Annotated in this window: 22 protein-coding genes; 11 read left to right on the forward strand and 11 right to left on the reverse strand. The window is 68.6% G+C overall.

The annotated features are described in order from the left end of the window. Positions 1-12: 12 nt before the first annotated feature. Positions 13-708 (reverse strand): GAP family protein, encoded by a 696-nt coding sequence (locus tag IBX22_RS05670; RefSeq protein WP_194814301.1) that lies wholly within the window; start codon positions 706-708, stop codon positions 13-15. A gap of 108 nt (positions 709-816) precedes the next feature. Here IBX22_RS05670 and IBX22_RS05675 point away from each other — a divergent pair, with 108 nt between their 5' ends. After that, positions 817-2,001: a histidine kinase gene (locus IBX22_RS05675; protein ID WP_309234436.1), complete on the forward strand. Its 1,185-nt coding sequence runs from the start codon at positions 817-819 to the stop codon at positions 1,999-2,001. 25 nt (positions 2,002-2,026) lie between these two features. Next, positions 2,027-2,524 (forward strand): DUF6653 family protein, encoded by a 498-nt coding sequence (locus IBX22_RS05680; protein ID WP_228538207.1) that lies wholly within the window; start codon positions 2,027-2,029, stop codon positions 2,522-2,524. On the opposite strand, the gene eutC is transcribed toward IBX22_RS05680, so the two are convergent. The 4 genes from eutC to IBX22_RS05700 form a co-directional block, all read right to left on the reverse strand. Next, positions 2,462-3,262 carry an ethanolamine ammonia-lyase subunit EutC gene (gene eutC, locus IBX22_RS05685; RefSeq protein ID WP_194814302.1) on the reverse strand — a complete coding sequence of 267 codons (801 nt, stop codon included), beginning with the start codon at positions 3,260-3,262 and terminating at the stop codon, positions 2,462-2,464. The genes IBX22_RS05680 and eutC overlap by 63 nt on opposite strands. After that, positions 3,259-4,671, reverse strand: a complete 1,413-nt coding sequence (locus tag IBX22_RS05690; RefSeq protein ID WP_194814303.1) for an ethanolamine ammonia-lyase subunit EutB — start codon at positions 4,669-4,671, stop codon at positions 3,259-3,261. Before IBX22_RS05690 ends, eutC begins: the two co-directional genes overlap by 4 nt. Beyond that, entirely contained in the window at positions 4,668-6,092 is a 1,425-nt protein-coding gene (gene eat / locus IBX22_RS05695) for an ethanolamine permease (RefSeq protein ID WP_194814304.1), read from the reverse strand. The genes IBX22_RS05690 and eat overlap by 4 nt, the downstream gene beginning before the upstream one ends. 126 nt (positions 6,093-6,218) lie before the next feature. Beyond that, the gene (locus tag IBX22_RS05700; RefSeq protein ID WP_194814305.1) at positions 6,219-6,812 is read right to left on the reverse strand and encodes a hypothetical protein; all 594 of its coding nucleotides are present in this window, start codon (positions 6,810-6,812) and stop codon (positions 6,219-6,221) included. A gap of 93 nt (positions 6,813-6,905) precedes the next feature. Between IBX22_RS05700 and IBX22_RS05705 the strand changes: the two genes are divergently transcribed. After that, positions 6,906-7,979: a calcium:proton antiporter gene (locus tag IBX22_RS05705; RefSeq protein WP_375540225.1), complete on the forward strand. Its 1,074-nt coding sequence runs from the start codon at positions 6,906-6,908 to the stop codon at positions 7,977-7,979. Between the two features lie 60 nt (positions 7,980-8,039). Beyond that, the gene (locus IBX22_RS05710) at positions 8,040-8,687 is read left to right on the forward strand and encodes a response regulator transcription factor (protein WP_194814307.1); all 648 of its coding nucleotides are present in this window, start codon (positions 8,040-8,042) and stop codon (positions 8,685-8,687) included. On the opposite strand, the gene IBX22_RS05715 is transcribed toward IBX22_RS05710, so the two are convergent. Then, positions 8,688-9,047 carry a DUF952 domain-containing protein gene (locus tag IBX22_RS05715; RefSeq protein WP_194814308.1) on the reverse strand — a complete coding sequence of 120 codons (360 nt, stop codon included), beginning with the start codon at positions 9,045-9,047 and terminating at the stop codon, positions 8,688-8,690. Between the two features lie 272 nt (positions 9,048-9,319). Between IBX22_RS05715 and IBX22_RS37315 the strand changes: the two genes are divergently transcribed. From IBX22_RS37315 to IBX22_RS05725, 3 genes are all read left to right on the forward strand, one after another. Next, positions 9,320-9,514, forward strand: coding sequence for a hypothetical protein (locus IBX22_RS37315; RefSeq protein ID WP_228538208.1), 195 nt, complete (start codon positions 9,320-9,322; stop codon positions 9,512-9,514). A 187-nt stretch (positions 9,515-9,701) separates the two neighbouring features. Next, positions 9,702-11,477: a DEAD/DEAH box helicase gene (locus tag IBX22_RS05720; RefSeq protein WP_194814309.1), complete on the forward strand. Its 1,776-nt coding sequence runs from the start codon at positions 9,702-9,704 to the stop codon at positions 11,475-11,477. Next, a complete protein-coding gene (locus IBX22_RS05725; protein ID WP_194814310.1) occupies positions 11,477-12,025 on the forward strand; it encodes an SWIM zinc finger family protein in 549 nt (182 codons plus the stop codon). Before IBX22_RS05720 ends, IBX22_RS05725 begins: the two co-directional genes overlap by 1 nt. Positions 12,026-12,031: 6 nt before the next feature. On the opposite strand, the gene IBX22_RS05730 is transcribed toward IBX22_RS05725, so the two are convergent. Both IBX22_RS05730 and IBX22_RS05735 read right to left on the reverse strand, forming a co-directional pair. Continuing rightward, positions 12,032-12,667 (reverse strand): LysE family translocator, encoded by a 636-nt coding sequence (locus tag IBX22_RS05730; protein WP_194814311.1) that lies wholly within the window; start codon positions 12,665-12,667, stop codon positions 12,032-12,034. 49 nt (positions 12,668-12,716) lie between these two features. Beyond that, a complete protein-coding gene (locus IBX22_RS05735) occupies positions 12,717-14,414 on the reverse strand; it encodes a nitroreductase family deazaflavin-dependent oxidoreductase (RefSeq protein WP_194814312.1) in 1,698 nt (565 codons plus the stop codon). A gap of 130 nt (positions 14,415-14,544) precedes the next feature. On the opposite strand from IBX22_RS05735, the gene IBX22_RS05740 reads away from it, so the two are divergent. Further along, complete coding sequence (locus tag IBX22_RS05740) at positions 14,545-15,123, forward strand: TetR/AcrR family transcriptional regulator (protein ID WP_194814313.1); 579 nt, start codon at positions 14,545-14,547, stop codon at positions 15,121-15,123. 200 nt (positions 15,124-15,323) lie between these two features. Here the strand turns inward: IBX22_RS05740 and IBX22_RS05745 are convergent, their stop codons facing one another. After that, positions 15,324-16,985: a DEAD/DEAH box helicase gene (locus IBX22_RS05745; RefSeq protein WP_228538535.1), complete on the reverse strand. Its 1,662-nt coding sequence runs from the start codon at positions 16,983-16,985 to the stop codon at positions 15,324-15,326. A 295-nt stretch (positions 16,986-17,280) separates the two neighbouring features. On the opposite strand from IBX22_RS05745, the gene IBX22_RS05750 reads away from it, so the two are divergent. Further along, positions 17,281-18,408, forward strand: coding sequence for a YihY/virulence factor BrkB family protein (locus tag IBX22_RS05750; RefSeq protein ID WP_194814315.1), 1,128 nt, complete (start codon positions 17,281-17,283; stop codon positions 18,406-18,408). 54 nt (positions 18,409-18,462) lie between these two features. Here the strand turns inward: IBX22_RS05750 and IBX22_RS05755 are convergent, their stop codons facing one another. Next, positions 18,463-18,699 carry a DUF3039 domain-containing protein gene (locus IBX22_RS05755; protein WP_194814316.1) on the reverse strand — a complete coding sequence of 79 codons (237 nt, stop codon included), beginning with the start codon at positions 18,697-18,699 and terminating at the stop codon, positions 18,463-18,465. A gap of 67 nt (positions 18,700-18,766) precedes the next feature. Between IBX22_RS05755 and IBX22_RS05760 the strand changes: the two genes are divergently transcribed. After that, the gene (locus tag IBX22_RS05760) at positions 18,767-19,186 is read left to right on the forward strand and encodes a DUF3099 domain-containing protein (protein WP_194814317.1); all 420 of its coding nucleotides are present in this window, start codon (positions 18,767-18,769) and stop codon (positions 19,184-19,186) included. Here the strand turns inward: IBX22_RS05760 and IBX22_RS05765 are convergent. Continuing rightward, positions 19,183-20,496 carry an MFS transporter gene (locus IBX22_RS05765; protein ID WP_375540203.1) on the reverse strand — a complete coding sequence of 438 codons (1,314 nt, stop codon included), beginning with the start codon at positions 20,494-20,496 and terminating at the stop codon, positions 19,183-19,185. The two genes, IBX22_RS05760 and IBX22_RS05765, sit on opposite strands and share 4 nt — an antisense overlap. A gap of 88 nt (positions 20,497-20,584) precedes the next feature. Here IBX22_RS05765 and IBX22_RS05770 point away from each other — a divergent pair, with 88 nt between their 5' ends. Further along, positions 20,585-21,592 (forward strand): GlxA family transcriptional regulator, encoded by a 1,008-nt coding sequence (locus IBX22_RS05770; protein WP_194814319.1) that lies wholly within the window; start codon positions 20,585-20,587, stop codon positions 21,590-21,592. The last annotated feature ends 153 nt before the right edge of the window (positions 21,593-21,745 follow it).

Raw genomic sequence — 21,745 nt, forward strand, 5'->3', positions numbered from 1 at the left:
ATCGAGTCGAACTCAGTTTCCGAACAACCCGGGAACGGCGCCGCGCACCAGCAGGAAGCCCGCGATCCCCAAGGCCCATCCGGTCGCGCTGTCGGCATGCTTGGACAGGAACGCGTCGATGCGAACCAGCAGCGGTTCGATCTTGGCGTGCAACAGCTTTCGCGCGGCGATGAGCACCAGCGCCGGCGCCACCATGACCACGCAGTAGCCGGCGAGCAGCGCGATCGAGGTCACCGTGGACAGGTCGCTCGAGACCAGCAGGCCGATCGCGGCCAGGTACGGCAGCATCGTGAACAGTTCCAGGGTGCCCGCGCTCACCGCGAGCACCGCCAAGCCGGTGCTGGTGGATTGCGAGTTCAGGGCGCGGGTGCGCCAGGCCGCGGTGCGGTCGGGTTCGCCGCGCTCGCGGCGCTTCTTGGAGTCGAACCGCCAGGACACCGCGAACAGCGCTACGCCGAGCACCAGCTGCGGGACCAGCACGATCGGGCTGCGGGCCAGGTCGCCGAAGCGGTCCAGCGCCGAGCCGACAACGGTCAGCAATGCCACGCCGACCAGGAAATAGAAGACGGTGATCGCCGCGAGGTAGGCGAGCATGCGCCGGACGGGTGGGCGTTCCGGGGCCATCAGCAGCCAGATCGGCAGGACCAGGGTGCCGATGCTGGTCGAGTCCACCAGGGCCAGACCGATCAGGGCCGGTATCAGTATCACCCGATGAGCGTCGCGTGACCGGGCTGATTCGGACGTCGGCCATCGGACCGATCGCGGGTCATCACTTCGACGGACCCCGGTCCGGCGGCGGTGTGCTGTGATGGATCGGTGAAGCAGTGGCACGCGTTGTCGGCGACGGCACAGGACGTGTTGATCGCGCTGTTCCTGTTCAGCCTCGGCACGGTGTTCTATTTGTCCGGGCTCTACCCGATGGCCCGGGTGAGCACCGAGTCGGGGCTGGCGGTCCGTTTCACCATTCTCGGTGCGCTGTGCGGAGCTGCCGTGCTGCGACGGCGCATGCCGGGGATCGCACTGGTGGCCGGTGTCGTCCCGCTGGTCGCCGACACGATGCTCGGGTCGACCGTGCCGGTCTGGCTGGTCTATTCGGACCTGATCTACGCGGCGGTTCTCTACGGGTCGCGCACCATCTCCAAGGTGACCGCGGTGGCGAGCGCGGTTATGTCCCTGGCGATCGCGGTGGCGGTCTGGATCGGGGTCGGCGACTGGCATGCCTTCGCCATCGCCATCGCCGCGGCATTCGCCTTCGTCGGAACGCCGGTCTGGTGGGGTTTGCAGGTCCGCCAGCACAAGGAGATCGCCGCCGCCGAACACACCCGCGCCGAGGCCATGACGCTCGTCGCCGAACTGGACCGCCGCGCCGCCATCGCCGACGAACGCAAAACCATGGCCCGCGACCTGCACGACGTCATCGCCGGCCACCTTTCGGCCATCGCCATCCAATCCGAAGCCGCCCTGGGCGTCCTGAGCAAATCCGATATCGACCCGAAGGTCACCGGGATCCTCGCCTCGATCCGCTCCAACAGCGTCAGCGCCCTGCACGAAATGCGCACCATGATCGGCCTGCTCCGCGACGACGGCGCCGACGAGGACATCGCCGCACCCCGCAAACTCGCCCAGCTCCCCATCCTGGTCGACGCCGCCCGGGCCGCCGGAATCAGTGTGCGCGTCCAGGATTCACTGAACGGAACCCTGCTGCCGAGCGCGGTCGACCAGGCCGCCTACCGCATCATCCAGGAGGCGCTGACCAACGCCATGAAACACGCGCCCGGCCAGCCGGTGTACATCGACGTCCGCGAGCAGGAGGCGAGCCTCGTTGTGACAGTCCGCAATCCGACCACCGGCAGCCGCCCCGAGGAGTCTTTCGAGGCCTCCGCCCAGCGCGGGTTGATGAACATGCGCGAACGAGCGGCGGCCCTGGGTGGCACGTTCACCGCCGAGCCCGCAGACGGGCGCTGGGAAGTCCTTGCCAGGCTGCCTATTTCAGCAACCTGACGAACCAACTGACGGGAGCACGCCGATGAAGACCTCTGACAGGGGGTTCGCCCGAGTTCGCAGCGCGGTGTTCGCCCGGCATTCGAACCCTTGGAGCGCGTGGTCCCGTTGGGCGACAGCGCCCTTGCTCCTGGTTCCGGTCTGGAAAAGGAGCTGGCCACACGCGGCCGTCGTCGGCGCGTGGTTCGCCGTGAACCCGGTGCTCTTCCCCGCACCTGCCCACCAACGATCCTGGGCGACGAAAGCCATACTCGGAGAGGAACTGTGGGTTGTCGACCGCCCCAAAGATGTGGCCTTGGCCGTGGACGCCGCGGCAGCCGGTGCGGGGATGATCGCGTTACTCGGGGCGTGGCATCGCCGTCCGGTGCCCGCGGGCGCAGGCATCGGCGCGCTGATGCTGCTGTTGCTCGGATACTGGGAGCTCATGGCCCGGTACTACGAAACGCACTCGCAGTCGCAGTCAGGGATGACTCGTCGAGGCGATCGCGACGACCCGGTCAGATTCGACGGGCTCGGCACGTGAGGAGTCCTTGAGGTCGACACCCGACCGGCCGAGCTCGCGGGCGCCGGATATCAAGCCCGCCACCACTTTCGCGGCCTGCTGGTAACCCAGCCCTTCCGGCGGGTGGATGTTGGAGATGCAGTTGCGGTCGGCGTCGGTGCGGCCGGGTTTCGGCAAATGCGTCAAGTAGATGCCGAGGCTGTCAGCGACCGAGAGCCCGGGCCGTTCGCCGATCAGGACCACCACTGTCGTCACGCCCATGGCCTCGGCGATGTGGTCGCCGAGGGCGACTCGAGCTTGGGTCGCGAGGACGGGTGGGGCCAGCGAATACCGTTGTGCCAATTCACTGATCAGCGCAGCGAGGGTCGCGGGGCCGTGGTCGGCAAGGGCGCGCGGTGAGAGCCCGTCTCCGAGCACGAATCCCACGTCGGCCCCGGTATGCGGGACCGTCGCGAGGGCATCCGGCCCGGGCAGTCTGCCGAAATCCGGTCGGCGTAGGTATTCGGCGCGATCACCGGCCCGGCTACGCACGTGCGCAGCCGGGCCGAGTCCGAGTTCCTCGACCCGTCCGGCCAGCGCATCGACGTCCAGCGGCTGGTGGACGGCGTCACGGGCCGCGGCGTGGGCCGCCCGGAATTCCAGCACTTGACGCGTCGGCAGCGCATCGCCGGTGCGTCCGAGACCGATGCGGGCCTGGGTACTGCGCCGCAGCTCCTGCCAGAAACTGTGCACCGCAGCGTTTTCCACGGGAGCGCTCATCGGGCACCTGCCAGGGCCCGTAGCGGCGAGGACAACGGCTCGACCGGAAGTATCCTCCCGGTGTGGTCCAGCATCCCCAGCCCCGACAGCCACGTCTCGAATTCCGGCGCGGGACGTAGACCGAGCACCCGTCGCGCGTACAGCGCATCGTGAAAACTCAGGCTCTGATAACCCAGCATCACGTCGTCCGCGCCCGGCACCGCGATCACGAACGCACAGCCCGCCGCGCCGAGCAGGGTGAGCAGGGTGTCCATGTCGTCCTGGTCGGCTTCGGCATGGTTGGTGTAGCAGACGTCCACCCCCATCGGCAGGCCGAGCAGCTTTCCGCAGAAGTGGTCTTCGAGCCCGGCGCGGATGATTTGCTTTCCGTCATAGAGGTATTCGGGTCCGATGAATCCGACGACGGTGTTCACCAGCAACGGGTCCAGGTCGCGGGCGACCGCGTACGCGCGCGCCTCCAGGGTCTGCTGGTCGACCGGTTTGCCGCCGGTCCCCAGGTGCGCGCCCGCCGAAAGCGCCGAGCCCTGACCGGTTTCCAGATACATCACGTTATCGCCGACGGTGCCGCGTCCCAGCGAGCGCCCGGCCTCGTTGGCCTCCCGCAGCAGCGAAATGTTCACGCCGAAACCGGCGTTCGCGCCTTCGGTACCCGCGATGGACTGGAACACCAGATCCACCGGCGCACCCGCCTCGATGAGCCCGAGCGTGGTGGTCACATGCGAGAGCACACACGACTGAGCCGGGATGTCGAAACGGGTCCGCACCTCGTCGAGCAGGTGCAGCAGGTCGGCGGTGGCCTGCGGCGAGTCGGTGGCCGGGTTGATGCCGATCACCGCGTCGCCGCAGCCGAGCAGCAGCCCGTCCAGTACCGCGGCGGCGATACCGCGCGGATCGTCGGTGGGGTGGTTCGGTTGGAGCCGGGTGCCGAGCCGTCCGGGCAACCCGATGGTCGTGCGGAATCCGGCGGTCACCTCGACCGCCCGGGCCACCGCGATCAGGTCCTGATTACGCATGATCTTGCTGACGGCGGCCACCATCTCCGGAGTCAGCCCGGGCGCGAGCGCACGCAACGTGGCCGCGGCCCGCTCCCCTGCCGCCACCTCCAGCAGCCGATCCCGGAGCCCGCCCACGCTCAGCTGCGAAATCGGCTGGAAGGCAACACGATCGTGGGAATCGATGATCAGCCGGGTGACCTCGTCGGTCTCATACGGCACCACCGGCTCGTTCAGGAATTCGGTGAGCGGCACCTCGGCCAGCGCCCACTGGGCGGCGGCGCGTTCGGCATCCGAACCCGCGGCGCACCCGGCCAACTCGTCGCCGCTGCGCAGCGGCGTCGCCTTCGCGAGCAGCTCGACCAAGCCGTCGAACCGATAGGTGACGCCGCCGAGAGTCTGTGTGTACCAGCTCATCCCAGCTCCTCTTCGGCGCGCGCCAGGACCGCGAACTCCTCGTCCGGCGAACTCGCCACCAGCCGATGGCGGCTGTACAGCGCGAAATAGAGCATGAACGCACAGAACGCGGCGAGCGTCCAGCCCGCCGCGACCGGATCGACCAGGAAGGTGGCAATGACCGCGCCGCACGCGATTACGAGCGCGAACGCGGTGGTCGCGATGCCGCCCGGCGTGCGGTACGGCCGCGGCATGTTCGGCTCCCGCACCCGGAGCACGATGTGGCTCACCATCATCAGCACGTAGCTGACCGCGGCCCCGAACACGGCCATGTTCAGCAGCATCGCGCCCTCGCCGGTCAGCGACAGCGCGAACCCGATGACGCCCGGCACGATCAGCGCCAGCACCGGCGCCTTGCGCGCATTGGTCACCGACAGGCTGGTCGGCAGGTATCCGGCCCGCGAGAGCGCGAAGGTCTGCCGCGAGTAGGCGTAGACGATGGAGAAGAAGCTCGCCACCAGCCCGGCCAGTCCGATGTAGTTCACCGCCCTGGCCGCCGCCCCGTCCCCGAGCGCCTCGACGAGCGGGTTGCCGGAGGTCGAAATCGCCTGCGCGCCATAGGCTCCGGTCGCCAGGACGAGCACGGCCGCACCGGTGACGAGCAGCACCAGCATCGAGATGATGATGCCCTTGGGCACGTTCTTCTCCGGTTCGGAGGCCTCCTCCGCGGCCAGCGGCACACCCTCCACCGCCAGGAAGAACCAGATCGCGAACGGCACTGCCGCCCAGATCCCGAACACCCCGAACGGCAGGAACGACGAGCTGCCAACGGCATTCGGGTCGGCCGGGATGTCGGTCAGGTTGCCCGCGTCGAAGATCCCCCATGCCGCCACCGCGAACACCAGCAGCCCGGCCAGCGCGATCGCGGTGATCACGAACATCGCCTTGAGCGCCTCACCGGCCCCGGCCAGGTGGATCCCGATGAACAGCGTGTACACCGCCAGATACACCCACCAGCCGTCGGTGATCCCGAACAGGTTCAGCGATTCCACGTAGGCGCCGATGAACGTGGCGATCGCCGCCGGCGCGATGGCGTATTCCAGCAGCACCGCGGTGCCGGTCGCGAACCCGCCCCATGGCCCGAGCGCGCGCCGCGCGAAGGTGTAGCCGCCACCCGCCGCGGGCAGCGCCGCCGACAGCTCCGCCATGCCGAGCACCATCGCGAGATACATGCCCGCGATCACCACGAACGCGATGAGCAAACCGCCGAACCCGCCTTCGGCCACACCGAAGTTCCAGCCCGAGAAGTCTCCCGAGATCACATAGCTGACGCCGAGCCCGGCCAGCAGCACCCAGCCCGCGGACCCCGATCGCAGGGTTCGTTTGGCCAGATAGTCCTGCGCTGGCGCGGGTTTCGCCGCCGTCGCCTCATCCATCGTCATACTCGGCGCAACTCCTCGTGTCCGAAACAATCAATGGTCAGATCTTGGACACGCTGTGTTGCCCGCGTGTGAAGCGAGGTTACGAGCGAACTCTCAGCTCACGTGACCCGGGACACACGGGGTGGATCAGAAGGCGGGCACGTCGCTGGTGCTGGCGTTCCCGCCGATCGACGGCTTCAAGGTGACTTCCCAGTCGCTCGACTCGTCGAAGGAATCGTCGAACTTCTGGAACTGGCGGTTGCGGGTGAAGGCGAGGGCGGACTGGTCCCAGTCGGTGCCGGACTTCAGGTAGACGTAGTAGGTGCCGGAGATGCCGCTGAGCGTGGCCCTGGAGTTTCCCTGGACATAGATCGTCGCCTGCGGCGCCTTGGGATCACCGTTGGTGACCACCACCGCGACATCGGATTTGTCATCGTTGATGACGGTCAGACTCCCCGAGCCCACCAGGCCGTCCTGCTGGACGACCTCGCCGTTCTCACCCCGCCGGTTCAGCAGCGGAGGCGGCGGTGTCGTTGTCGTGGTGGTCGTCGACGCGACGACGCGACTCGTTTGCGGACTCGTCGTCGCGCGGCTGTGCGAGTCTTTCGACGTTCCGCAACCCGTGACTGCCAACACCGCCGCAACAGCGGCAAAGCACAACCATCGTTTCGACATGATTCCCCCGTAATCCGGCTCGAGCGTTAACTTTTCAGTATCTCCTGCCAGGCCGACCAGCGCCACTCGGCCAAGTGATTCCCAGTCGGCCGGATCGCGACCCGTGTCTCCATTGCCTGGACGCTGCCGATTCGCTGGAATCATGGAGGCATGATGCGATTGCTGACCCGACACTGGACGACCTTTGTTCCGCTGCTCGCCATCGTGGTCTTGGCAATCGCATGGTTCACCCATCCCTCCGGCCCGGTCATCATCGTGCTGGTCTTGGCGCTGGCCGGGGCGACCCTCTCGGCCGTGCAACATGCCGAGGTCGTGGCGCACCGGGTCGGGGAGCCGTTCGGGTCGCTGGTGCTGGCGGTGGCCGTCACCGTGATCGAGGTCGGACTGATCTTGACGCTGATGGCCTCCGGCGGTCCCGACGCTTCCTCGCTGGCGCGCGACACGGTGTTCGCGGCGGTGATGATCACCTGCAACGGCATCTTCGGGCTGTCGCTGCTGGTCGGGGCGTTGCGCCGGCGCGTGGCGGTGTTCAACGCCGAGGGCACGGGCGCCGCGCTGGCGACGGTGGCGACCCTGGCCACGCTGAGCCTGGTGCTGCCGACCTTCACCACGAGCAAGCCGGGTCCCGAGTTCTCGGGCTCACAGCTGGCCTTCGCGGCCGTCGCCTCGCTGCTGCTCTACGGATTGTTCGTGGCCGTGCAGACCATCCGGCACCCCGGTGACTTTCTTCCGGTCGAGGAGGGCGACGCCGACGACGAGCACCACGAACCCCCGTCCGTCCGCTCCACCGTGCTGAGTCTGGTGCTGTTGGTCGTGGCGCTGGTCGGCGTGGTCGGCTTGGCGAAGATGGTGTCGCCCTCGATCGAGAGCGGCGTGGCCGCGGCCGGTCTGCCGCGCTCGGCGGTGGGTGTGGTCATCGCGATGCTCGTGCTGTTGCCCGAGACGCTGGCCGCCGTCCGGGTGGCCCGCCGCGACCGCGTGCAGATCAGCCTGAACCTGGCCCTGGGTTCGGCGATGGCGAGTATCGGGCTGACCATCCCGGCCATCGCCCTGGCCTCGATCTGGATTTCCGGGCCGCTGACCCTGGGCTTGGGCGCGACGCAGATGGTGCTGCTGGCGTTGACGGTGGTGGTCGGCGCGCTCACCGTGGTCCCCGGCCGGGCCACGTTGCTGCAAGGCGGAGTGCACCTGGTGTTGTTCGCGGCGTTCGTGTTTCTCGCGGTCAGCCCGTAGGCACGCCGGTCCTTCCTTCGGCGGATCCTCGCGACCGCGGGCCTGTGTTCTGATGAGGCGGTGACGATTCGCGTGCTCATCGCCGACGACCACGGCGCCATCCGCGCCGGGCTGCGAATGATCCTGGACAGCGCCGAGGGCATCGAGGTGGTCGGCGAGGCCGCCGACGGGGATGTCGCGGTCGCGCAGACCAAGGCGCTGCGACCGGATGTGGTGCTGATGGACGTGCGCATGCCCGGCGTCGACGGCATCACCGCGACCGAGCGGATCACCGCAGACAGGCTCGCGCGCGTCCTCATCCTCACCACCTTCGACCTGGACGAGTACGTCTTCCGGACCTTGCGGGCGGGCGCGGCGGGTTTCGTGCTGAAATCCACCTCCGGTGCGGCGCTGGTGGATTCGGTGCGCGCGGTCGCCGCCGGCGACGGGGTGCTCGCGCCCGAGGTGACCAAGGCCGTGATCACCGCGTTCGCGTCCTCGGCCACCGAAACCCCAGCACCGGCTCCGGTCGGCCTCGCCGATCTCACCGAGCGGGAACGGGAGGTCCTGGACTGCCTGGGCGACGGCCTGACCAACGCGCAGATCGCGACGCGGCTGTTCATCGGCGAGACGACGGTGAAAACCCATGTCTCCCGGGTGCTTACCAAGCTCGGGGTGCGTTCCCGGGTGCAGGCCGCCATCCTCGCCCGCGAAGTTCGGGAGCAGTGATCACCGCGCCAGTGGCGCGAACGTGCCGTCCGGCCCGGGCCGGAACTCCTCGACCGCGGTGACCGCGGCCACCGGCAGCGGACCGTAAAGATGCGGGAAGAGCATCGATTCCGGATCTGTCGGCACTCCGGGCTCCCACTTCACCTCCGACGACAGCAGGGCCGGGTCGATCCGCAGCAGCACCAGATCCTGCTTCCCGCGGAAGAGCCGGTTGGCCGGAAGATGCGCCTGCTGCGGGGTGGAGAGGTGGATGAATCCCGCCTCCGACAGCGACGCCGGGCGATACTCGCCGGTTTGCCGGGCGTTCGACCATTCGTTCAGGTCACAAATGTGAACGAGGGTGTGAGTGTTACGGATCACGGGTAATCTCCCGATACAACTGGATAGGCAAGTTCGAGGAAGTGAGCGAGGACGTGTACGGCCCCTGAGCTGAGCTGTTCGCCGTTAGCGAAATACCAGGTCATGTTAGGGAAAACACACCGAATCGTTTACGGGAACAAAGCCCCCGTCCCGAACGTCTGACAGAGTAGTCATACCACTGCTGGGAAGTAGCGGTAGCGAGCCCGCGGAGTGACCACGGGCCCCACACCAGGTGAACGGACTGTAGTGCCGGGAGCCAGGACGGAGGAGTCATGCCAGGAACCCTGACAAGCACCCCACTGACCGCGGTCGATCGTTGTGACCGTTGCGGGGCGGCAGCGCGCGTGCGTGCCACCCTTCCCGCAGGTGGAGAGTTGCTCTTCTGCCAGCACCACGCGAACGAGCACATGGATCGCTTGCGTGAGTTGGAAGCCGTAATCGACTCGGAAGCCGCTCCCGCGATGTAAGCGTCAGTCTCTGACCTCGCGTCCCGACACAACAGCATCGAACAACAGAACATAGTCTTCACCGGCAGCGGGCGACACCAGTCGCCCGCTGTCGGCGTCTCCGGACAATTTTTGTGGCGCACAACACATTGCACGTGAGGGGATCGATCTGTCTTCCACCCAGGCCACCTACCTGCCCGACCGGCACATGTTCGCACTGTGGACATGGAGCGGGCGCACGACCGGGCGGGCGCCCACCGGAATCGGTGAGCGGGAAACGCTGCCGCTGGCGGTGCCCACGAGCGCGCTGGACGCGATCGAGGTCGTCGACGTCGACTGCGCGCTGGTCACTTCTGAAGAACTTGGCGAACTGCGCATTTCGGACAGCTCAGCTGCCGAGCCGGAGTTCGCGGGGCAAGTCCTCGCAGCCGCGTCGCTGCGGACCTGGCAGGCAATCCTGCGCGAGGGCGACGTTGTCCACGAACTACCCATCGCCGCCCACGCGGTCCCGGACGCGGTCGGCACGTCGGTCGTCTCGGCCGAGCGGGCGGTTCGCGTGCTGCGGGAAACCCGTGCGGCGGCAGTGGAATTGGCCTCGACGCTGAAAGCGGAGCTGCGGCCGTATCAGACGCGCGGCGTCAGCTGGCTGCGCGAGACCACCGAGGCGTTCGGCGGAGCGGTTCTGGCCGACGAGATGGGCCTCGGCAAAACAGTGCAGACCATCGGGTTCCTGGTCGGGCGCGCGGCTGAGGGGCCGCAGCTCGTCGTCTGCCCGACCTCGCTGGTCGGCAACTGGGCGCACGAGATCACGCGGTTCGCGCCGGAGCTGCGCCCGGTCGTGTGGCGCGGCGGGGAGGTGACCGCGGAGCCGGGGACTGTCGTCGTGGCCGGATATCCGACGCTGCGGTTACACGGGCAGCACCTGACCGGAACCTCCTGGACGACGGTCGTTTTCGACGAGGCGCAGGCCTTGAAGAATCCGCGCACCCAGGTGTCGAAGGCGGCGCGTGCGCTGACCGCTTCGGCCAAGGTCGCGCTCACCGGCACGCCGGTGGAGAACCATCTCGAGGAACTGTTCGCGCTGCTCAACCTGGTCGCGCCGCGCCTGTTCGCGCATCGCACCCAGTTCCGGCGCCGCTTCGTCCGGCCGATCCAGGAGGGTTCGGCCACCGCCGCGGCCCGGCTGCGCGATTCCATCGAACCGGTCGTGCTGGCGCGCAAGAAGATCCAGGTCGCGGCGTCGCTGCCCGCGAAGATCCACACCGATCTGCTGTGCGACCTCACCGCCGAACAGGAGAAGCTCTACGACCAGTTGCTCGATCGCGCGATCGACGACGGCTTCGGCTCGGGCGTGCAGCGTCAGGGCCGGGTGCTGGCCGCGCTGACCTCGCTCAAGCAGGTCTGCAATCACCCCGGCCTGATCACCGGCGACCTCGGCGAACTGACCGGGCGCTCCGGCAAGCTGGACCTGTGCACCGACATCGTGGGCACCAATCTCGAAAACGACTCCCCCACCTTGATATTCACCCAGTACCGGCAGACCGGTGAACTCCTGGTCCGGCACCTCGCCGAACAGTTCGGCGTCACCGCCCCGTTCTTCCACGGTGGCCTGAATCAGGACGAACGCGGCCGAATCGTCACCGATTTCCAATCTCCCGACGGCCCACCGGTTCTCGTCCTGAGCCTGCGCGCCGCGGGCACCGGCCTCACCCTCACCCGCGCCGCCGACGTCATCCACTTCGACCGCTGGTGGAACCCCGCGGTGGAAGCCCAGGCCTCCGACCGCGCCCACCGCATCGGCCAGACCCGCACCGTCACCGTCACCACCCTCACCTCCGGCACCACCGTGGAGGAACACATCGCGGGCATGCACGACCGCAAATCCGCCCTCACCGACCTGTCCGACACCGCGGGCATCGCCGCCCTGGCGCGCCTCGACGACGACCAGCTCGTGGAAATCCTGCGCCGGAAGCGAGAGAACTGATGCCGGACAACGAATTCGGGTACACCACCTGGGGCAAGGACTGGCTCCGCCTGGCCGAACCTCTGAAGCAGACCCGCCCCGACCCGCTGCTCCCGCGCGCTCGCAGCATCGCCCGCAACCACGGTGTGCAGACCACGATCGAGGGCCGCAACGTCCGCGCCGCCATCCATCGCGGCGGCCAGGCCTCGGTCACCCACGTCGAGGTCGCGCCCCTGACCCGCACCGCGGTCACCGCCATCGCCGAGGTGATCCCCGACGCAACTGTCCTCACCGACGAAATGCACCGCGCCCTCGCCGACGCGGGCCTGACCCCCACCCCGGTCCTGGCGGCGACCGACTGCTCCTGCTCGGCCCGCAACCCCCGCTGCGTCCACCTTCTGGCCGTGCTCTACGACCTGACCCGCCGCGTCGACGAGAACCCTCGCGTAGCCCTGGAACTCCAGGGCTATTTCGAAGCGGCTCACCAGGATCCGGCCGCCCCGACCGAAACCCCCCGCTGGACGCCGATCAACACCCTCGACCCGGCGGCCTATTTCGAACTGGTCTGACCCGGTTCATTTAGACCCCGAAAGCGCCACGCTGGCCCCGACTCCGATGATCATCGCGCCGCCCGCGCCGCCGACTGCCTCCAGTCGGCGCGCGGATCGCGCGAACCATCCCCGCGCGGTAGCGGCGAGCAACGCCCACGCACCATCCGAAAAGACCTGAATCACAAGGAAAATGGCGCCCAGCACGAGCAACTGAACCGGTAGCGCCCCGGCCTCCGGCGCGGCGAACTGCGGCAGCACCGCACCGAAGAACACCAGAGTCTTCGGATTCGTGGCACCCACCAGGAAGCTCTGCCGCAACACCCGCCGGTCCGCGCCGCCCGGGAGGCCGGCCTCGAGCGCTGCCGCCAGCTTCTTGCGATCCCGAATCGTCATGACGCCGAGATAGACGAGATAGCCTGCGCCGGCGATCTTCACGAGCGTGAACAGGACCGCCGAGGCCATCAGCACCGCTCCCAGCCCGACGGCCACCGCCACCAGCGGCACAGCTGAACCTGCCACAGCGCCGGCCACCGACAGCACCGCCGCCCGCCGCCCCAGCGTCAGCGCCCGTCCGATGGAGAACAGCACGTTCGGCCCGGGAATCACAATGATGACGAACGCGGCGACCGCGAAGGCGGCGGTATGAGAAACAGGCACCATCCGCGGAGCCTATCCGCCGCTCGCCGCCCGGAACAGGCGCTGCGTCCGCCTACCTATCGGTGAAGGTGACGCGGACGGTGACCGGTGAGGTTTCCAGCACCGCGAACATCGATCGGGCCAGGGGCGCGAGTGCGGGATGTGGGGCGAAGGTGGTGGCGCGGGCCACCACGTCGTCGTCCGGGAGGAATTCCGCGGTCCCCGTGCGCCATTGGTCGCCCTGGCGGACGGCGACCTTCGGGTTGGCGGCGATATTCAGTCCCCAGCCCGAACGCATCCCGTGCTGGCAGATCATCCACGCGCCGTCGTCGTCGAACAGCACCGACACCGGGACCCGGCGCGGCTGACCCGATTTGCGGCCGATGGTTTCGATCTCGGTGGCGAATGTTGTGCGCACGCCGACGCGATCCAGTACGCGCACAGTGGGATTCATGACGTACCGGCCGAGTACGCGCTCGCGGCGGAACTTGCGGGCAGCCTTGCCCTTGGTGTCCGGCGTGGCGGATCGCTTGGCGCGGAAGGCGTCCACGCCGTGGTGGCGAACCATCTGCACCGCGGTGCGCCACGGCGAACGCGCCGGATCCGGGTCCGCCCCTGCACCGATCAGGTGCAATTGGTCGGTGTGCCACTGCAGGTCGAGCGCACCGTCGAAGGCCTTGAGGTTGCCATTGGCGGCCAGCCGGGGCGGCAGACCCAGGGTGATGTGCGGCGGGCGCAGCACCTCGGTGCGGCGGGTCAGCAGATCGCCTGCGGCGGTGGGGAATACGGCGGACGGGCGGCCGAGGCCGACCACGTCGCACAGGCCGGACCCGACCGCTTCAGACATGCCCGCCTCGGTCCGGAAACCGCCGGTCACCGCGAGCGGGGTGGAACCGGCGACACGGCGCACGGTTTCGGCGTAGTCCAGGAAGTACGCCTCGCGCGCCCGGGTGCTGGCCGCGACCGTGCGCGGACGGCCCATCATCGCGGGCGATTCATAACTGCCGCCGCTGATCTCGATCAGATCCACGGCTTCGGCGGCCAACCGCGCGACGACCTCCCGCGACTCCTCCTCGGTGAAGCCGCCACGCTGGAAGTCCGCGGAGTTCAGCTTGATTCCGAGCGCGAATCCGGGACTGACCTGTGCCCGAATGGATTTGACGACCTCCAGGACGAAACGCGCCCGGCGCTCCGGGTCGCCACCCCACGCATCGGTGCGCTGGTTCGAGATCGGCGACAGGAACTGCGAAACCAGATACCCGTGCGCGCCGTGGATCTGGACACCGTCGAACCCGGCGGACTCCACCACCCGGGCCGCGACACCGAAACGCCGGATGATGTCGAGGATCTCGTCCTCGGCGAGCGCGCGCGGGGCGGGCAGACCGGGGATGGTCAGCGCAATGGCCGAGGGTGCGACGGGGCGATGCCGGGTCACGATCGGATTGGCCTGGCGGCCAGGGTGATTGAGCTGCACCCAGACCGGTGTACCGCCTTCTTTACCCGCCTTCGCCCAGCGGGTGAGGGCTTCGAGATGACGCTCGTCCTCGACGGCGACGTTGCCCGGCTCACCCAGATGACGACTGTCCACCATCACATTGCCGGTGACAACGAGCCCGAAGCCACCAGCGCTCCAGCGCCGATAGAGCCGTTCCAGGCGCTCGTCGGGCGCGAGTTCGGCGTTGCCCAGCCCCTCGCTCAGGGCGGACTTCATGATCCGGTTGGGAAGCACCTGGCCGCAGGCAAGCGGCAGTTGATCGGGCAGGGTCGGCATCGCTGGGCCCCGTTCGTCGAAGCGTCGGTTTCAGGTAAACCGATCGGTGTACTGTGACGGTAGTACACCGATCGGTATACAACAACCCGTAGACTGATCCGCACCAGCCGACGCGGGAAAGGGGTGCGCTGTGGGAGCCAGGGACAAACTGGTGGCCAGCACGATCGACCTCATGCGCCGCTACGGCATCGCGGGCACGGGAATCGCGCAATTGCTCGACGAAAGCGGCGTCTCCCGCCGCTCGGTCTACCTGAGCTTCCCCGGCGGCAAAGCCGAGCTCGTCGCGGAGGCCACCCGGGTCGCGGGCGAAGCATCCAGCGCCCTCATGCGCACCTTCACCGCCGGCGCCGACGTGGCGACCTGCATCGCGGCCTACCCCGCCATGTGGCGAGAAGCCATGCTCGCCAGCGACTTCACCGCGGGCTGCCCCATCGTGGCCGCCGCACTCGGCCGCTCCGAAGCCCCGGCCGCCGCCGACGCGGCCCAGCGGACCTTCGCGGAATGGGAGGAGATCCTCGCCGAACGGCTCCGCGCCGAGCAGGTCGCCCCCGACACCGCCCGCTCCCTGGCGACGACCATCATCGCCGCCGTCGAGGGCGCGGTAGTGCTGTCGCTCGCGGCACGGTCCGCCGCCCCGCTGGAACGCACCGGCAAGCACCTGGCCGAACTCGTCGCCCAGCACACCCACAGGGCAACAGCAGCGAGCTGAGCTAGCGGCGGCGAGGCCTGATGCGCTCAGACGAGCCGACTCAGCGACGGCGCGGCGCGATGTGCGCTCGGCGAGCCGACTCAGCAGCGGCGCAACGCGATGTGCGCTCGGTGGGCCGAACTACCGGCGGCGCAACACGATGTGCGCTCGGCGGGCCGAACTACCGGCGGCGCAACGCGGTGTGCGCTCGGCGGGCCGAACTACCGGCGGCGCAGGGCGGCGATGCGCTCGGCGAGCTGGTCGGCGGTCGCGAGCGCGGTGGGGGGGCCGCCACATTCGCGGCGGAGTTCGCCGTGGATGACGCCGTGCGGTTTGCCGGTGCGGTGGTTATGCATCGCGACGAGGCTGTTCAGTTCACGACGTAACTCGCCCAGTTTGTCGGCGGTCGCGACGCGTTCGGTGGCGGTCGCGACGTGCGCGGACGGTTCTGCCGCGGCCGCCGCACTGCGATCGGAAACCTGCTTGGACTGGCGTTCGCGCAGCAGCGCCCGCATCTGATCGGCGTCCAGCAGGCCGGGGATGCCGAGGTAGTCGGCTTCCTCGGCGCTGCCGGCGATGGTGGCGGTGCCGAAGGAGTTGCCGTCGTAGATCAGCTGATCGAGTTCGGCGTCGGCGGCGAGGGCGACGAAAGCCCGTTCCTCTTCGCCGGGTTCGTCCTTCTGCTTGTTCGCGTCGACGAGTAGCTCGTCGTCGAGTGCGTTCTTCTCGCGGTGCGGTTTGCCGATGATGTGGTCGCGCTGCACTTCCAGCTGCGCGGCCAGGTCCAGCAGCACCGGCACCGAGGGCAGGAACACACTCGCCGTCTCACCGGCCTTGCGGGCACGCACGAAACGTCCGATGGCCTGCGCGAAGTACAGCGGCGTCGAGGCACTCGTCGCGTAGACACCGACCGCCAGACGCGGGACGTCGACGCCTTCGGACACCATGCGCACCGCGACCATCCACGGCTGGGTGCTGTTGGCGAACTCGCTGATGCGATCCGAGGAGGACGGATCGTCGGAGAGCACCACCGCGGGCCGCTCCCCCGAAATGTGTTCCAGCAGTTCGGCGTAATCGCGGGCGCGTTCCTGGTCGGTGGCGATGACCAGGCCGCCCGCGTCCGGCATGCCGGTGCCGCGGAGCTGGCGCAGGCGGGTGTCGGCGGCGCGCAGCACCGCGGAGATCCAGTCGCCGGCCGGGTCGAGCGCGGTGCGCCAGGCGCGCGCGGTGTGCTCGGCGCTCAGCGGTTCACCGAGGCGGGCGGTGTACTCCTCGCCCGCGCTGTCGCGCCAGTGCGCCTCGCCGGAGTAGGCCAGGAACACCACCGGCCGGACGACGCCGTCGGCGAGGGCTTCGGAGTAGCCGTAGGTGTGGTCGGCGCGCGACTGCGGCAGCCCGCCGTCGCCGGGTTCGTAGGTGACGAACGGGATCTGGCTGTCGTCGGAGCGGAACGGCGTACCGGTCAGCGCCAGCCGCCGGGTCGCGTCGCCGAAAGCTTCGGCGGTCGCGTCGCCCCAGGTCTTGGCATCGCCCGCGTGGTGGATCTCGTCGAGAATCACCAGGGTGCGCCGGTTTTCGGTGCGCACCCGGTGCCGCGTGGGATGCGAGGCGACCTGCGCGTAGGTGACGACGACGCCGTGATAATCGCCGGAGGTGCCGCCGGTGGCGTTGGAGAAGCGCGAGTCCAGCTGGATCCCGACCCGGGCCGCGGACTCCGCCCACTGGTGCTTGAGGTGCTCGGTCGGCGCGACCACTGTCACCTGATCGACGGTGCGGTCGGCCAGTAGTTCGGCGGCCACGCGCAGCGCGAAGGTGGTCTTACCGGCGCCGGGGGTCGCGACGGCCAGGAAGTCCCGCGGCTTGGTCGCGAGATATTTCGTCAGCGCCCGCCGCTGCCAGGCGCGTAGCGGTGCGCCACCTCTACCTGATGCTCCCGAATCGCCCGGCGAAGCTTCAGTTCTCGCCGCAGCGCCACCCGACCCAGTCACGCAGAAGACCCTAGCGGGCCGACTCGGCGTGTTGCCAAACCGACGCGGCGGGGGCGATAGGCATCACATGTTTACCTGCCACAACATCCTGGTTCCGCCGGTCGGCACGGCGTGTCTGCCCCTGCGGGTCGCAGTCGCGTTCTACCACAAGGCAATGCTGCGGCGGCTCATACGCGATGCTGTAGGCACCATGGATGACGCCCGCGCCGCCGAAAGCGAATTACCGCCGATTCACAGCGGAGGCGGTGGCGCGCGCCCACCCCGGACGGCACGGCTGACTCGCGCCCTGATTCGCTCCAGACGCCGAAGCTGGCGGGTCATCAAACGAGTGGCCGACAAGGCCTGGGACAACTCGATTTTCGCCAAGTCCGCGGCCGCCGCGTTCTGGCAGACGCTGTCGATGGCGCCGCTACTGCTCGGCGTGCTCGGCAGTCTCGGTTACGTCGGTGGCCTGTTCGGCCCCGACACCGTCGCCGTCGTGAAAGCCAAGATCCTCGCCTTCAGCCGGGAATTCTTCGACCCGGACGTGGTCACCGACCTGATCGAACCGACCGTCAACGATGTGCTCGGGCAAGGGCGTGGCGCGTTGGTCTCCTTCGGTTTCGTGCTGTCGCTGTGGGCCGGGTCCTCGGCGATGGCGACCTTCGTCGACGCGATCGTCGAAGCGCACGGCCAGCAGGCCGCACGGCATCCGGTGTGGCAGCGCATCTTCGCGCTACTGCTGTACGTGGGGTTCCTGGTGGCGTCGGTGTTCCTCCTGCCGCTGGTGGCGCTGGGTCCGCGACTGGCCGGGCGGGTGCTGCCCGACGCCTGGGCCGAGACCGGCATCCGACTGCTCGACGGGTTCTATTATCCCGGCGTCGGGCTGCTGCTGGTCATTGCGCTGGCCACGCTCTACAAGCTCGCCCTGCATCGGACGCTGCCGTGGCATCGGCTGTTCTGGGGCGCGGTGGTGGCGGGCGTGTTCTTCATGACCGCCAGCGAAGTCCTGCGCCGCTATCTGTCCTGGATCAACGCGACGGGAGTGACGTACGGCGCGCTCGCGACGCCCATCGCGTTCCTGCTGTTCACGTATTTCCTCGGATTCGCGGTGATCCTCGGCGCCGAATTCAACGCGACGGTGCAGGAATTCTGGCCCGCGCGGGCGACCCGGCTCGAACAGATGAAGGAGTGGCTCGCCAACCAGGTGCGCGGAGACGACGAGGCGGAGGACTCGGAATCGGAGATCGCCGAGGAGAACCCCGACGGCGAGCCCCGGGATGGCCGAGAAGCCGGCACCACGGTGGAGCACGCCCTGAGGACCCCCGCACAGCACTGAGCACGACCGCGCCGGTCGGGGCGGGGCCGTGCTCAGGGCCGAGATATGCGGGGCTCAGTCGCCCTTGCGCAGGCCCTTGTAGATCTCCTCGCACGCGGGGCACACCGGCGAACCGGGCTTGGCCGAGCGCGTCACCGGGAAGACCTCGCCGCACAGCGCGACCACGTGGTTGCCCATGACGGCGCTCTCCGCGATCTTGTTCTTCTTCACGTAGTGGAAGAACTTCGGAGTGTCGTCGGCCGTCGTCTCGTCGGTCGTCGTATCCGGACGAACCAAGGTGTCGGTACTCACGCTTCCATGATGCCGCATTCGGTCGGGGCCGGCCGAGCGCGCCCGCCGATTGTGGAAGACTCGAGGTATGCAGCAGTACGGCGACACCCATGACGCCGACGACATCGGTAGCGGTGCTCGCCCAGACGTCTCCAAGCCCGAGCCCAAAGCGTCACGGGGCTTCTTCCCCGGCAACGACGAGAAACATCCGGTCCTGATCACCGAGGCCGCGCCCTCGCTGGAAGACCAGCACCGCGCCCGGGTCCGCCGGTACACGATCATCATGGCCGCCCGCATCCCCTGCCTGGTGCTGGCCGCGGTCGCCTACAGCCTCTGGGAGAACTGGGTCATCTCGCTGCTCATCATCGGCGTCTCCATCCCGCTGCCCTGGATCGCGGTACTGATCGCCAACGACCGCCCCCCGCGCAGCAAGGACGAACCCAGCCGCTGGGACGGTCGTAAGCAGACAGCCCTGGAATCCAGGCCGCACCGGTCGATCGAAGGCTAAACGGCGACAGCCACTTTCGGCCGGCGGATGACGAACGACATGAGGGCCGCGATACCGCACAGGCCGCCCGCGATGTACCAGGCCAGGTCGTAGGTGCCCTGCAGGTCCCGGATGACACCCGCGCCGGTGGCCGCGATCGCGGCGCCGACCTGGTGCGAGGCGAAGACCCAGCCGAAGGCGATCGGGCCGTCGTCGCCGAACAGTTCCCGGCACAGCATCACCGTCGGCGGGACCGTGGCGATCCAGTCCAGACCGTAGAAGATGATGAACACCCACATGCTGGGCTCGGTGTCGGGCGCGAACAGCGACGGCAGGATCAGCAGGGACAGCCCGCGCAGCGAGTAGTAGCCCAGCAGCAGGTAGCGCGGGTCGACCCGGTCGGTGAGCCAGCCGGAGAAGATGGTGCCCGCGACGTCGAAGATGCCGATGAGCGCGAGCAGGCCCGCGGCCATCGTCTGCGGCATGCCGTGATCGTGTGCGGCGCTGACGAAATGCGTGCCGACCAGCCCGTTCGTCGACATGCCGCAGATCGCGAAACCGCCTGCCAGCAGCCAGAATCCGGGCGTGCGCGCGACCTGCCCCAGCACCGTCAGCGCCCGGAACGCCCCACCCAGCGGCGGAGTCCGCACGCCGACCTTGCTGCCCGGCTCCGCACCGTAGGCGGTGACACCGGCATCGCTCGGGTAATCCCGGATGAACAGCAGCACCAGCGGCACCACGGCCAGCGCCGTCCCGGCCACGATCAGCGAGGGCAGTCGCCAGCCGTGATCATGGGCGATGGCGGCGACCAACGGCAGGAAGATCAGCTGCCCGGTCGCGCCTGCCGCGGTCAGCACGCCGGTGACCAGGCCGCGCTGGCGCACGAACCAGCGGCCGGTCACCGTGGCCACCAGCGCCATCGACATCGAGCCGGTACCGACGCCGACCATCAGGCCCCAGGTGGCCACCAGCTGCCAGGCCTGGGTCATGAACACGGTCAGCCCGCTGCCCGCCGCGACCAGTACCAGGGCGGACGCGACGACCTTGCGGATGCCGAGCCGATCCATCAGTGCGGCCGCGAACGGTGAAATCAGGCCGAACAGCAGCAGATTCAGCGAGACGGCGGTGCCGATCGTGCCGTGTGACCAGCCGAACTCCTCGTGCAGCGGGGTCATCAGCACGCTCGGCACCGACCGGAAGGCGGCCGCGCCGATCAGCGTGAAGAACGTCACGCCGGCGACGAGCCATGCCGGGTGCAGGCCGCGGCGCGGCGGAATCTGGGTGGGACCCAGGGGGTCTCGCGAGTCGGAGTCGGTACGTAATTCGGTCACCGGAACAGCGTGCGGGAAATGCGGGTTCCGAACGAGTGGCCTGAATGCCACAATACGTAAATATCTAGCCACTGCTCGGAGGTAGCTCATGACCGCGCCGCATCTGGTCGCCGTCCTCGCACTCGAACCGGTCGTCGGGTTCGACATGTGCATTCCGACGATGGTGCTGGGCGCGGCGAAAACCGCGGACGGCACAAAGCTTTACGACGTGCGGGTCTGCGGATTGTCCACCGACCGGGTGCCCTCGACCGGTGGCTTCACCATTACTCCGGAGCACGGCCCGGAACTGCTCGCCGTCGCCGACACCGTGATCATCCCCGGCACCCAGATCCCCGGCCCGCGCTTCGACGGCACCCTGCCCGCCGACCTCGCCGCCGCGCTCGCGACGATCCGCCCGGGCACCAGAATCATCTCCATCTGCACCGGCGCCTTCGTGCTCGCCGCCGCCGGATACCTCGACGGCCGCCGCGCCACCACCCACTGGCACTTCGCCGAGAACTTCCGCGCCCTGTACCCCCGGGTCGATCTCGACGACAACCAGCTGTTCATCGCCGACGACGAAAAACTCTGCACCGCCGCCGGACTCGCGTCGGGCATCGATCTCTGCCTGCACATCCTGCGGACCGACCACGGCAGCGAGATCGCCAACCGGGCCGCCCGCTACTGCGTCGTCCCACCGTGGCGCGAGGGCGGCCAGTCCCAGTTCATCGACCGCCAGGTCCCCGACCCCGGATCCGAGGGCACCGCTCCGACCCGCGCCTGGGCGCTGGGCAACCTCGATGCCGAACTGGACTTGGCGACACTGGCCGCGCACGCGCGAATGAGCGTGCGCACCTTCACCCGTCGCTTCAAAGCCGAAACCGGTCTCGCCCCGGGGACCTGGATTCTGCAGCAGCGCCTGCGGCACGCCCGCCACCTCCTGGAAACCACGGACCTGCCGGTCGACGCGGTCGCCCACGCCGCCGGTCTCGGCACCGCACACGCACTGCGTCATCACATGCGTGGCGAACTCGGCGTGGCGCCGATGGCCTACCGCCGCACCTTCCGCGCCCGCCCCGCCGAATCCGGCTCTCGCACAACCGCTTCTGTGCACTGACGCCACTCTTGCAGCGAATTCGCTACCACCACAATCCGTCCCGAATATGCTCGACAGCCTTACCGGCGCCCCTTACTGTGTGCCGGGAAACCGATAAGCGCAGCCGGGGACGGACCCTCCGCCCCGAGCGCCGCGCCGGGATGCGGGCCCGCT

The sequence above is a fragment of the Nocardia sp. XZ_19_385 genome, from assembly GCF_015355755.1.
Classification (GTDB): Bacteria; Actinomycetota; Actinomycetes; order Mycobacteriales; family Mycobacteriaceae; genus Nocardia.

Bases quoted from the DNA above. Each gene is read 5' to 3' on its own strand.
- IBX22_RS05680 (WP_228538207.1), top strand. From the start codon at position 2,027: ATGAAGACCTCTGACAGGGGGTTCGCCCGAGTTCGCAGCGCGGTGTTC.
- eutC (WP_194814302.1), bottom strand. From the start codon at position 3,262: ATGAGCGCTCCCGTGGAAAACGCTGCGGTGCACAGTTTCTGGCAGGAG.
- IBX22_RS05690 (WP_194814303.1), bottom strand. From the start codon at position 4,671: ATGAGCTGGTACACACAGACTCTCGGCGGCGTCACCTATCGGTTCGAC.
- eat (WP_194814304.1), bottom strand. From the start codon at position 6,092: ATGACGATGGATGAGGCGACGGCGGCGAAACCCGCGCCAGCGCAGGAC.
- IBX22_RS37315 (WP_228538208.1), top strand. From the start codon at position 9,320: ATGCCAGGAACCCTGACAAGCACCCCACTGACCGCGGTCGATCGTTGT.
- IBX22_RS05720 (WP_194814309.1), top strand. From the start codon at position 9,702: ATGTTCGCACTGTGGACATGGAGCGGGCGCACGACCGGGCGGGCGCCC.
- IBX22_RS05725 (WP_194814310.1), top strand. From the start codon at position 11,477: ATGCCGGACAACGAATTCGGGTACACCACCTGGGGCAAGGACTGGCTC.
- IBX22_RS05730 (WP_194814311.1), bottom strand. From the start codon at position 12,667: ATGGTGCCTGTTTCTCATACCGCCGCCTTCGCGGTCGCCGCGTTCGTC.
- IBX22_RS05735 (WP_194814312.1), bottom strand. From the start codon at position 14,414: ATGCCGACCCTGCCCGATCAACTGCCGCTTGCCTGCGGCCAGGTGCTT.
- IBX22_RS05750 (WP_194814315.1), top strand. From the start codon at position 17,281: ATGGATGACGCCCGCGCCGCCGAAAGCGAATTACCGCCGATTCACAGC.
- IBX22_RS05760 (WP_194814317.1), top strand. From the start codon at position 18,767: ATGCAGCAGTACGGCGACACCCATGACGCCGACGACATCGGTAGCGGT.
- IBX22_RS05770 (WP_194814319.1), top strand. From the start codon at position 20,585: ATGACCGCGCCGCATCTGGTCGCCGTCCTCGCACTCGAACCGGTCGTC.